This window comes from Actinoplanes palleronii (assembly GCF_016862315.1).
Classification (GTDB): Bacteria; Actinomycetota; Actinomycetes; order Mycobacteriales; family Micromonosporaceae; genus Actinoplanes; species Actinoplanes palleronii.
Genome location: NZ_BOMS01000009.1, coordinates 154,552 through 165,765, shown reverse-complemented (window position 1 = coordinate 165,765; position 11,214 = coordinate 154,552). Strand labels below are relative to the sequence as shown.

General features: G+C 71.3%; 9 protein-coding genes. 3 read left to right on the top strand and 6 right to left on the bottom strand.

The features are described 5' to 3' along the window. Positions 1 to 18 precede the first annotated feature (18 nt). The 6 genes from metK to Apa02nite_RS02565 form a co-directional block, all read right to left on the bottom strand. Entirely contained in the window at positions 19 to 1,230 is a 1,212-nt protein-coding gene (gene metK / locus Apa02nite_RS02590; protein ID WP_203823641.1) for a methionine adenosyltransferase, read from the bottom strand. 45 nt (positions 1,231 to 1,275) lie between these two features. Then, positions 1,276 to 2,361, bottom strand: a complete 1,086-nt coding sequence (dapC, locus tag Apa02nite_RS02585) for a succinyldiaminopimelate transaminase (protein WP_275412417.1) — start codon at positions 2,359 to 2,361, stop codon at positions 1,276 to 1,278. Then, positions 2,358 to 3,395, bottom strand: a complete 1,038-nt coding sequence (locus tag Apa02nite_RS02580; RefSeq protein ID WP_203823640.1) for a glucose-1-phosphate thymidylyltransferase — start codon at positions 3,393 to 3,395, stop codon at positions 2,358 to 2,360. The genes dapC and Apa02nite_RS02580 overlap by 4 nt, the downstream gene beginning before the upstream one ends. A 78-nt stretch (positions 3,396 to 3,473) precedes the next feature. Continuing rightward, entirely contained in the window at positions 3,474 to 4,112 is a 639-nt protein-coding gene (locus Apa02nite_RS02575; RefSeq protein WP_203823639.1) for a LuxR C-terminal-related transcriptional regulator, read from the bottom strand. Between the two features lie 1,147 nt (positions 4,113 to 5,259). After that, positions 5,260 to 7,110 (bottom strand): asparagine synthase (glutamine-hydrolyzing), encoded by a 1,851-nt coding sequence (gene asnB, locus Apa02nite_RS02570; protein WP_203823638.1) that lies wholly within the window; start codon positions 7,108 to 7,110, stop codon positions 5,260 to 5,262. A gap of 18 nt (positions 7,111 to 7,128) precedes the next feature. Beyond that, positions 7,129 to 7,386 carry an acyl carrier protein gene (locus tag Apa02nite_RS02565; protein WP_067687403.1) on the bottom strand — a complete coding sequence of 86 codons (258 nt, stop codon included), beginning with the start codon at positions 7,384 to 7,386 and terminating at the stop codon, positions 7,129 to 7,131. 226 nt (positions 7,387 to 7,612) lie between these two features. Here Apa02nite_RS02565 and accA point away from each other — a divergent pair, with 226 nt between their 5' ends. From accA to Apa02nite_RS02550, 3 genes are read left to right on the top strand one after another with little or no spacing between them, the layout of a single operon-like run. Further along, positions 7,613 to 9,316 carry an acetyl-CoA carboxylase carboxyl transferase subunit alpha gene (gene accA, locus Apa02nite_RS02560; RefSeq protein ID WP_203823637.1) on the top strand — a complete coding sequence of 568 codons (1,704 nt, stop codon included), beginning with the start codon at positions 7,613 to 7,615 and terminating at the stop codon, positions 9,314 to 9,316. 5 nt (positions 9,317 to 9,321) lie between these two features. Then, positions 9,322 to 9,849: an acetyl-CoA carboxylase biotin carboxyl carrier protein gene (locus tag Apa02nite_RS50835; RefSeq protein ID WP_239164069.1), complete on the top strand. Its 528-nt coding sequence runs from the start codon at positions 9,322 to 9,324 to the stop codon at positions 9,847 to 9,849. Between the two features lie 8 nt (positions 9,850 to 9,857). After that, the gene (locus Apa02nite_RS02550; RefSeq protein WP_203823745.1) at positions 9,858 to 11,210 is read left to right on the top strand and encodes an acetyl-CoA carboxylase biotin carboxylase subunit; all 1,353 of its coding nucleotides are present in this window, start codon (positions 9,858 to 9,860) and stop codon (positions 11,208 to 11,210) included. Positions 11,211 to 11,214: the final 4 nt, after the last annotated feature.

The following is an 11,214-nucleotide window of genomic DNA, read 5'->3' as shown; positions in this document are numbered from 1 at the left end:
CTCCTTCGGTGTGCACGATCAGGCGTTGACGGCGGCCTTCAGCTCGGCGATCCGGTCGGTGCGTTCCCAGGTCAGGTCCGGCAGTTCCCTGCCGAAGTGCCCGTAGGCGGCCGTCTGCCGGTAGATCGGACGCAACAGGCCGAGATCCTCGATGATGGCGGCGGGCCGCAGGTCGAAGACCTCGTCGATGGCGGCGACGATCCGCTCGGCCGGCACCGCCTCGGTGCCGAAGGTCTCGACGAACAGCCCGACCGGACGTGCCTTGCCGATGGCGTACGCGACCTGCACCTCGCACCGTTCGGCCAGGCCGGCCGCCACCACGTTCTTGGCCACCCAGCGCATCGCGTAGGCGCCCGAGCGGTCCACCTTCGAGGGGTCCTTGCCGGAGAACGCCCCGCCGCCGTGCCGGGCGTAACCGCCGTAACTGTCCACGATGATCTTCCGGCCGGTCAGGCCGGCGTCGCCCATCGGACCACCGATCTCGAAGCGGCCGGTCGGGTTCACCAGCAGCCGGTATCCGGATGTGTCCAGCTCCAATCCGGCCAGCTCGGGCTCGACGACGTGGGTACGGATGTCGGGTGCGAGCATCGCGTCGAGCGAGACGACGGGGGCGTGCTGCGAGGAGACGACCACGGTGTCGAGCCGCACCGGCCGGTCGCCGTCGTACTCGATGGTCACCTGGGTCTTGCCGTCCGGCCGCAGGTACGGCACGGCGCCGTCCTTGCGGGCGTTCGACAGCCGCCAGGCCAGCCGGTGTGCCAGGGCGATCGGCAGGGGCATGAGCTCGGGTGTCTCCCGGCAGGCGAAGCCGAACATCAGCCCCTGGTCGCCGGCGCCCTGCTGGTCGCCGGCGCCCTGCTGGTCGCGGGCGTCCCGCTCGCCGTCGCGGTGCTCGACCGCGGAGGCGACACCCCGGGCGATGTCCGGCGACTGCGCTCCGACCGACACGGTGACCCCGCACGAGGCGCCGTCGAACCCCTTTGCCGACGAGTCGTACCCGATGTCGCGCACCGTCTCTCGTACGATCGCCGGGATGTCCACCCGCGCCGTCGTGGCGACTTCGCCGGCGACGTGCACCAGGCCGGTGGTCAGCAGCGTTTCCACGGCGACCCGGCTGGCACGGTCCTGCGCCAGCATGGCGTCGAGGATGCCGTCGCTGATCTGGTCGGCCATCTTGTCCGGGTGCCCCTCGGTGACCGATTCCGAGGTGAATAGGCGGCGTGCTTGCATCTGCCCTCCAGGGTGGCGAATGGAATGCCGGTGTGCCGGCTGTTCTCAGGCGGTGAGCCGGGCCACGGCCGAGGTGATGCGCTCGTCGGTCGCGGTGACGGCCAGTCGGATGTGGTTCTCGCCGGGCCGGCCGTAGATCGATCCCGGCGCGCCGAGGATGCCCTCGCCGGCCAAGAACGCGGCGGTGTCCCAGCAGGGTTCGTCCCTGGTGGCCCAGAGGTACAGGCCGGAGTGGGAATGATCGACCCGCAGGCCGCGCGCCTCCAGCGCGGGGCGCAGCCAGGCCCGGCGGCGTGCATAGCGTTCCCGCTGCAGCTCGACGTGCGTGTCGTCGGCCAGCGCCGCGGCCATCGCCGCGGCGATCGGCGTGGGCAGGATCAGGCCGGCGTGCCGGCGTACTTCGAGCATCTCCCGCACGATGCGGAAATCCCCGGTGACGAACCCGGCCCGGTACCCGGCGAGGTTCGAGCGCTTGGACAAGGTGTGCACGGCGAGGACTCCGGTGTGTGAGCCGCCGCAGACGTCGGGGTGCAGGATCGAGGTCGGTTGCTGTTCCCAGCCGTACTCGAGGTAGCACTCGTCGTTGACGACCAGGACCCCCCGGTCGCGGCCCCACGACACGATCTCGCGCATGCGCTCCGCGGACAGCACCCGGCCGTCGGGATTGGACGGCGTGTTGAGCCAGAGCACCCGGGGCGCCGGGTCGGGCAGGCCGTGGTCCAGGTTCACCGGCATCGGCGTGGCGCCGGCCAGCCGCGCGCTGACCTCATAGGTGGGAAACGCGAGTTCCGGATAGGCGACGAGGTCGCCCGGACCCACGCCCAGCACGGTGGGCAGCCACGCGATCAGCTCCTTGGTGCCGACCGACGGCAGGATCGCCTCGGGTTCCGCCGCGACGCCGAACCGCCGGCGCAGATACGCCGCGGCCGCCTCACGCAGGGCCGGTGTTCCCTCGGTCGCCGGATGGCCCGGTGCGTTCGCGGCCTCGCACAGAGCCCGCTGGACGAAGTCCGGTGGCGCGTCGACGGGCGTGCCCAGGGCGAGGTTGACGATGCCGTCCGGGTGCTGTGCCGCGCTGTCACGCAGTGGCGCGAGCGCCGACCACGGGAACTCGGGAAGAGCCTTGATCACGATGCACTCCAGTCCTGAACCGAGGGGTTCGCCGGGGCGCGCATGTGCCACCAGCCGTTGGTTATCTCGCCGATCACCGGCGGGTGCCCCCGGATGACGGCGCCGGCGAGCAGGATCGAGCCCCGCACGACCGCGTTCTGCACCTTGCATTCCGGCCCGACGGCGACGTACGGGCCGATCTGGCTGTCCTCGACCACGGTGCCGGCCCCGAGCACGAGCGGGCCCCGCAGCACCGAGCGGGTCACTCGGGCACCGCGCTCCACGGTCACGCTGCCGTGCACGACGGTGCCGGCGTCGACCTCGCCGGCGATCTCCGGTGGCAGCCGGTCCAGCAGCAACCGGTTGCAGTCCAGCAGGTCCTCGACGGTTCCGGTGTCCTTCCACAAACCGGTGAAGGGCCGGGCGGAGACGGTCTGGCCCGCGTCGATCAGGTGCTGGATCGCGTCGGTGATCTCGAGCTCGCCGCGCGCGCTCGGCGTGATCCGGCGGGCCGCGGCGCAGATCGCCGAGGTGAAGAAGTAGACGCCCATGATCGCCAGGTGGCTCGGCGGGCGGGGTGACTTCTCCACCACCGCACGGAGGCCGCCGTCCGGCCGCAGGTCGGCCACGCCGTACCTGCTCGGGTCGTCGACCGTGGCGAGCAGCAGCTTCGCCGCCGGGCGGTGGGCACGGAATTCGTCCGCGGCGCCCGCCAGGTCGCCGACGACCACGTTGTCACCCAGGTAGAGAACGAAGTCCTCGTCCGCGAGGAAGTCCGCGGCGATGCGTACGCAGTGCGCGAGCCCGGCCGGTCTCTCCTGCCGGATGTACGTCAGGTGCAGGCCCAGGGCCGATCCGTCACCGAACGCCGCCCTGATCTGCTCGCCGTGCTCGCCGTGCACGATGCCGACCTGCCGCACGCCCATGACCCGGATGTTCTCCAGGCAATGGCGCAGCACGGGCTCGTTGGCGACCGGGATCAGCTGCTTGGGGAGGGAGTACGTCAACGGGCGCAACCGGCTGCCGGTGCCACCGGCCAACACGAGTGCCTTCATGCACCGCATCCTGCGGCCGGTCGGTCGAGACGTGTTCGAGCGTCGCTGTTCAGCCGGGCCGGCGTGCCGGGGACGGGATCAGAGGTCCAGTCGTATGGTCGCGGCGATCATCATGAGGGCGCGGGCCTTGTTCACGGCGTCGATGCGCGACACCGCGTTGAGCTTGGCGAAGATGTTGTGCAGGTGGCGCTTGACGGTGCCCTTGGTGATCGAGAGCTTGCGAGCGATCTGTGCGTTGCTCATCGCCTGGGCGACCAGCACGATCACCTCGCGTTCCCGGTTGGAGAGCACCCGGGTGCCGCTGCGGGTCAGGGACGGGATGGCGGACGGGTACGCGGAGATGAAGACCCGCTCGTCCTCCCGGCACATCTCTCGAATCACCGAGGCCAGATAGCCGTGGGAGACGTCCTTCGGCAGGTAGGCGCGTGCGCCCTGCTGAAGCAGCGACTCCGCATGGCCCGGATGGTCGTCGGGGCCCAGGATCACGACGCGCTGGCCGCCGCCCACGGCGAGGAGCCGGGCCAGGGCTCCGCTCACCTCGTGTACGCGCTCGTCTATGCCGAACACCACGACGTCCGGAGGGCTCAGCGGGATGGCGTGCAGGGCCTGCTCGATCCCGGACACAGCGGCGATGACAGTCATGTCGTCATTGGCACTCAGCAGCGCCTCGAGGCCACCACGCAACAGTGGATGGGACTCCACCACGAGCACGCTCATTGATGACATCACGGCAACGGTCATGCGAAAGCCCCCGGGGTTGGACAGGAAGTGGAAACGCTCGGCGTCAGTGGGCAGCGGCTCGGCGTGAACCGCATGGCCGACGGGACAGGGTGCCGAGCCCTGGCCGTTCCCCGCTCCGCGGGAACGGGTACGGCCGGGATGCGCGGGACGCGGGGAGAGTGATGCCGTGCTGGCCCAGCACGGCGAATACGAAACAGTCCGTCGTGGATGCGCCGCAATGCGGCATCATTGCCGCCCGCAAAACTTCAACTCTCCGTAACCATCACGGAGCAGAGTGTAGCATTATCGCCCTTGATCAACGTGCAACTTGCACACTTTCCCCGAGCCGCTCGGAGCGAGTGGTGAAGGTGCTGACATTTCCCATTCCGCCCGGCCGGTTCTCGGGCGTGCGCGGTCGCGGCATTCATCCTGTGTGACGAATGTAACATTGATTCCCGTGATTCAGCCTTGTCGGGTGTCAAGGCGGAATCCGGATCGCGACCATTGACTCGCGTGTCGCCGGAAGGGCGCTGAGCTGCACATTCGGCGGTCGTTGCGAGCCTTGTCGATGATGGCGATCGTCCGCCGGTGGTGGCACGCCGGAGCCGGGGCCGCCGATGAGATCGTTCCTCCCGGCGGGTCGTCCGGTCGCCGGCGCAGCAGCGGCACCTCGTCGGCCCGGTCACTGATGGTGAGGAGCACGGCATTCTGCACGTGCAGCCGCAGGTGCGGCAGCCCTTGCGGATGATGCCGATCCGGACATCCCGAGGTGGGGTTACTATCCGTGACATTTTCCGGCCGTGTCGGAGACGCGGACCGGCGTCACCATCGTTCTCGACGCCACCGCCGCGCCACCGGCATTGCCGGTGCCGCCGGATTTTGCCGGCACGTCCGTTCGCCCCGCCGCTATTCCCCCTGGCGGGCTCCGGATGATGACGTGTCCTTGCCCGGGAAAAGGTTCTGCACCCGGTGCGGGTCCTTGTGGATTCCTCCGGATGGTTTTGCCGGGGCGATGATGTGGGTGATTTCGTGACGCATTCTCCGGTTCGGGGCGCGACACCGCACCGGATTCCGGACCGCACCATTACGGTCATCGGACGCGACCGCATTCCCCGGCTCGGCGCAAGGGAATGCCAGCGGCACCTCAGAAATCGAGGGCGACGTCGTAGCGGCTGATCCAGTCGTTGAGCCAGAGAGCCATCTCGAGACCACCCCGGTCGTACGGCCGGCTCGAGCCGTGCAGCGGGCGGTCCAGCAGGCGTCGCACCCGGTCCCGGTCCAGCAGCGGCAACACCGGCGCATCACGGTCCGCCAGGACGCGCGTCAGTTCGGCGCGCAGCGCGATCTCGTAACCGGGGTCCTGGGTGGCCGGATAGGGAGTTTTCACCCGGTCCAGCACCGAGCGCGGGAGGAGATCGTCCATCGCGGCCCGCAGCAGGCCCTTCGGGCGGCCGTCGAGGGTCTTCATCGGGAACGGCACGTTGAACACGTACGAGACCAGCCGGTGGTCGCAGAACGGGACGCGTACCTCGAGGCCGACGGCCATGCTCATCCGGTCCTTGCGATCCAGCAGGGTCTGCACGAAGCGGGTCAGATTGAGGTAGGACACCTCACGCATCCGTCTCTCCGCGGCGGGTTCGCCGGGCAGCACCGGCACCTCGGCCAGCGCCTCGCTGTACCGCATCGCCCGGTAGGCGGGGATGTCGAGCTTCTCGATCAGGCCCCGGTCGAGCAGCGACAGCCCGCCGAAGTACCGGGCCGAGCCGGAGGTCAGCCACGGGAACGTCGACGCGCCGACCGCCCTCGGATTGTGGAACCAGCGGTACCCGCCGAACAGCTCGTCGGCCGCCTCACCGGACAACGCCACGGTGCACCGGTCGCGGACGGCGCGGAAGAGCAGATACAGCGACGGCCACATGTCGCCCCAGAACGCCGGTGGCAGATCGGTCGCGGCGAGGACCCGCTCCCGTACCGCCGGGTCGGTGAGCTGCTCGCTGTCGAGCCGGACCTCCGTGTGGTCCGCGGCGACATGCCGGGCCAGCTCCCGGGCGAACGGGCTGTCCGCGTCGCCGCGCACCGCGTCCGGGGCGAAATGCTCATCGGCACCGACGAAGTCGACGGCGAACGACTGCACCGGACCGGCGCCGCCGCGCAGCAGGGTGCCCGCGGCCAGGGCGGTGACCGCCGAGGAGTCCAGACCGCCGGAGAGCAGCGTGCCGACCGGCACGTCGGCGACCAACTGCCGGGCGACCGTGTCGTCCAACAGGTCCCGCACGTGTCGCACCGTGGACCGTGGATCGTCGGCGTGCGGCTGCGCCGCCAGGGTCCAGTACCGGTGGCGGGTGACACCGGTGTGCCGGACCCGGACCAGGTGGCCCGGTCGTACCTCCGCCATCCCGGAGAACACGGCGTGCTCGGGCGTCTTGACCATGTCCAGGACCTCGCACATCCCGTCGGCGGCGACCCGGGCCGACGCGAGCGGGTTGGCGAGGATCGCCTTGGGTTCCGAGCCGAACAGCACGCCGCCGGGGGTGGGGTAGTAGTACAGCGGCTTGACGCCCATCCGGTCCCGGACCAGGAGCAGCTCCTGGTTCCGTTCGTCCCAGACACCGAGGGCGAACATCCCGTTGAACCGGGTCACCATGTCCGCACCCCATTGCAGGTACGCGCGCAGCACGACCTCGGTGTCGCCGCGGGTGCGGAAGTGATGCCCGTACCCCTCCAGCTCGTGCCGGAGCTCCACGAAGTTGTACAGTTCGCCGCAGAAGGTCAGCACCACGGCGGTCCGGCCGTCGGTCTCCACGGTCATCGGCTGCGTGCTGCCGGCCAGGTCGACGACCGCGAGCCGGCGATGCCCGATCGCGGCCCGCCGGCCGAGCCACAGCCCTTCCGCGTCCGGCCCCCGGCAGCACATCGTGTCGGTCATCGCCTGGACCGTCGCTCGCGAACCGGACAAGTCACGCTGGAAGTCCACCCAGCCGACGATTCCGCACACCGTATTGCCTCTCCGTCGCTACGCGTTCGCCTGAAGCCGGTTGTTGACCTCGTCGAGGAGCTCTCGTGGGGTACGGGCGTCCGCCACCACCGAGTCGGGCAGCCGGATGCCGTTCTCCCGTTCGATGCGGCTCACGGTGTTGAGCATCGCCAGCGAGTCGTAGCCGAGAAGCTCGAACTCCCGGTCCATGCTGTCGCCGCTGAGGTCGATGCCCTCCTCCTCACCGGCACTCTCCTTGAGTAGCTGAAACAGGGTCTCGATGCTGAGCTCCGCCATGTCGTCAACCTTCCGGTCCGCGGCCACGCGCCGGCGTTGTCCGCCGGCGCTCGGGACAGCCGATCCGCCGGTGACGACGCTGCGCCGCGCCCGTCGAACGACGATCGAGTCCCGGTGGAGAGCCCGCCGCGATCCCGGTGGCCGGGCCGGTTCCAGCGCGGCTTGACGCGCCTTCGATGCCCGCTTCGCACACTGGCGGCCCGGCGTCGAAACGGAGAGGCCTGCGATGACCAGTACTGCGGTGAGCACGGATCGGGCGGCCGATGCGGTGTCCTGGGCACTCTGCCCGGGCTGCCGGACCGTGCATCTCGGCAACCGGCTCCTGCGCGGGCTGTGGGTGTGCCCCGGCTGCGGGCACCATCTGCGGATCACCGCCGCGCAGCGGCTCGACGCGCTGTTCGATCCCGGTTCGGCGCGGCTGGTGGACTCGTCGTCGACGGACACCGACCCGCTGGGGTTCAGCGACACCGAGCCGTATCCGCGCCGCCGTGAGCGGGCCCGGCGGCGTACCGGGATGCGCGAGGCGATGCTGGTCGCCACGGGCACCATCCACGGCCAGCCGCTGGTGGCCGCGGTGTCGGACTTCCGGTTCCTGGGCGGGAGCATGGGGGTGGCCGTCGGCGATCTGCTCACCCGGGCCGCCGAGATCGCCCTGGCGCGCCGGGTTCCCCTGCTCATGGTGACCGCGTCCGGTGGCGCCCGGATGCAGGAGGGCGTGCTCTCCCTGATGCAGATGGCCCGGACCACCCAGGCGCTCACGCGGCTGGACGCGGCCGGCATCCTCACCGTCTCGCTGATCACCGACCCGACGTTCGGCGGCGTCGCGGCCTCCTACGCCACCCTGGCCGACGTCATCCTCGCCGAACCCGGCGCCCGGCTCGGTTTCGCCGGTCCCCGGGTGATCGAACAGCTGCTCGGCAAGCCGCTGCCGACCGGCTTCCAGACCGCCGAGGCGCTGCGCGACCAGGGGCACCTCGACCTGGTCTGCCCGCGGGGGGACCAACGGGCACTGCTGGGCAGGCTGCTCGCGCTGACCGCGCCGGCGGCCCCGGCGGACCGGACCGGGCTGGACGCCGGCACCGTGACCGACCCGGAAGCTCTCCACCAGCGGGACCCGTGGCAGTCGGTCCGCCGGGCGCGGGACATCACACGCCCGACCACGGCGGACTACGCCGCCCGGGTCTTCACCGACTTCCTGGAGTTGCACGGCGACCGCCTGACCAAGGACTGCCCCGCGATCATCGGCGGACTGGCCCGCCTCGACGGGCGTCCCGTGGTGATGGTCGGCACCCAGAAGGGGCATACGGCGGCCGAACTGTCCGCGCGTCACTTCGGCATGGCGTCGCCGGCCGGCTATCGCAAGGCGGCTCGGCTGATGCGGCTGGCGGCGAAGCTCGGCGCACCCGTCGTCACACTCATCGACACACCCGGCGCGCACGCCGGGATAGAGGCCGAGGCGCAGGGGCAGGCCCTGGCCATCGCCGAGAACCTGCGCCTGCTGACCGAACTCCCGGTGCCGGTGGTGGCGGTCATCACCGGCGAGGGCGGCAGCGGCGGTGCTCTCGCGCTCGCCGTCGCGGACCGGGTGCTGATGCTCGCCAACGCCGTGTACTCGGTGATCAGCCCGGAGGGATGCGCGGCGATCCTGTGGAACGACGCGGCCGAGGCGCCCCGCGCCGCCGCCGCGCTGGGGGTGAGCGCACCCGACCTGTTGCGACTCGGTGTGGTCGACGGCGTGATACCGGAGCCGGGCGGCGGCGCGCAGACCGACCACGCGGCCGCCGCGGAACTGCTGCGCGCCGCCCTGACCGCGACCCTGGCGGAGCTGGGCGACTTGTCGGCGGGGGAGATCCGCTGCCGTCGCTCCCGCCGGTTCGAAGCGTTCGGCGGCTTGTCGTCGCCCCGTTCGGACAGCATGGGAATGGAGTGAGAACGGTGGACAATTTCCGGCCCGCACCGAATGGCCGCGCGCTCGCCGAGCCGCAGCCCGACCTGCCCGAACGCAGCGGCGAACCCCACGACGACGCCGGGACCTCGTCCGCGCTCCGGCAGGCGACGCAGGCGGCCGACCGGCTGCTGCGCCTCGGCGGTCCGCCCCCGGCGACGCTCAGCGTGCGCGCCGGTGAGGTGTGGATCGAGATGACCTGGGCCGTGCCGGGACCGGAGACCGGTGCCCCGGCGGGTGCCCCGGCCGCGCCGGTGGACCAGGCCGGCGGGCCGCCCGCCGACTACATCACCGCGCCGGCGGTCGGCACCTTCTACCTGGCGCCCTCGCCCGGCGCCGAGCCCTTCGTCCGCCCCAGCAGCCTGGTCGTGGCAGGTCAGCAGGTCGGCATCGTCGAGGCGATGAAGCTCATGATCCCCGTCGAGGCCACCGCGGCCGGGCGGATCGGCAAGGTGCTGCACGCCGACGGCGAGCCGGTGGAGTACAACCAGCCGCTGTTCGAGCTGGACCCGTCGTGACCGACGGCATGTTCCGGACGGTGCTGGTGGCCAACCGCGGTGAGATCGCGGTGCGGGTCGCCCGCGCCTGCCGGGAACTGGGCATCCGCGTGGTGGCCGTCTGCTCGGAGGCCGATCGTGGGTCGGCCGTCACCCGGCTCGCCGACCGTACGGTCGTGATCGGGCCGGCGGCGCCGCGCGCGAGCTACCTGAACGCGGCCGCGATCATCGAGGCCGCGTTGATGACCGGAGCCGAGGCGGTGCATCCCGGGTACGGTTTCCTCTCCGAGGACGCCGATTTCGCCGAGGCGTGCGCGGCGAGCGGACTCACCTTCATCGGACCGCCGGTCGCCGCGATGCGGCAGCTCGGCGACAAGATGAGCGCGCGGACCGCGATGGCCGCGGCCGGGCTGCCGCTGCTGCCCGGCGTGCTGGACCCGGTGCGCGACGAGGAGGAGGCCGCACGGGCGGCCGGCGCCGTGGGATACCCGTTGATCATCAAGGCCACGGCCGGCGGTGGCGGCCGTGGCATGCGGGTGGTGCGGGGCCCGGACGAGCTGACGAAGGCGTACCGGGAGACCACGGCAACCGCCCGGCAGCTCTTCGGTGACGGCCGGGTGTACCTGGAGCGGTACCTGGCCGCACCCCGGCACGTCGAGATCCAGGTGCTCGCCGACCTGCACGGGAACTGTCTGCATCTCGGCGAACGCGACTGCTCGGTGCAGCGGCGGCACCAGAAGCTCATCGAGGAGAGCCCCGCGCCCGGCCTGCCCGCGGAGTTGACCGGCCGGATCGCCGAGGCGGCGGTCCGCGGCGCGCGGGCCGCCGGGTACGCGGGCGTGGGCACCTTCGAATTCCTGGTGGACGCCGCAGGCGAGTTCTACTTCATGGAGGCCAACTGCCGTCTCCAGGTCGAGCACGGTGTGACCGAGCTGGTGGCCGGCGTCGACCTGGTACGGGAGCAGCTGCGGGTGGCCGCGGGCATGCCGCTGGGCCTGCGGCAGGAGGACGTACGCCCGCGCGGGGTGGCGATCCAGTGCCGCATCAACGCCGAGGACCCGGCCCGTGACTTCATGCCCACCCCCGGCGTCCTCACCGAGTTCGTCGCTCCGTCGGGCCCGTTCGTCCGGGTGGACACCCACGCCTTTCCGGGATACCGGGTGCCGGCCAGCTACGACTCGCTGCTGGCCAAGGTCCTCGTCTGGGCGCCCGACCGGGAGCAGGCGATCACGCGGATGCGTCTGGCCCTGGACGAACTACGGGTCGGCGGAGCCGGCGTGCACACCACCGCCGCGCATCTCAGCGGGGTCCTGGCGGACCCGTGCTTCCGCGCGGCGGCGCACAGCACCCAGTGGGTGTACGACGGTGCCGGGGCCGGCTGACCCG

Excerpts from the sequence above, each read along its gene's own strand:
- metK (WP_203823641.1), bottom strand. The coding sequence starts at position 1,230 with ATGCAAGCACGCCGCCTATTCACCTCGGAATCGGTCACCGAGGGGCAC.
- Apa02nite_RS02580 (WP_203823640.1), bottom strand. The coding sequence starts at position 3,395 with ATGAAGGCACTCGTGTTGGCCGGTGGCACCGGCAGCCGGTTGCGCCCG.
- Apa02nite_RS02575 (WP_203823639.1), bottom strand. The coding sequence starts at position 4,112 with ATGAGCGTGCTCGTGGTGGAGTCCCATCCACTGTTGCGTGGTGGCCTC.
- Apa02nite_RS02565 (WP_067687403.1), bottom strand. The coding sequence starts at position 7,386 with ATGGCGGAGCTCAGCATCGAGACCCTGTTTCAGCTACTCAAGGAGAGT.
- accA (WP_203823637.1), top strand. The coding sequence starts at position 7,613 with ATGACCAGTACTGCGGTGAGCACGGATCGGGCGGCCGATGCGGTGTCC.
- Apa02nite_RS02550 (WP_203823745.1), top strand. The coding sequence starts at position 9,858 with ATGTTCCGGACGGTGCTGGTGGCCAACCGCGGTGAGATCGCGGTGCGG.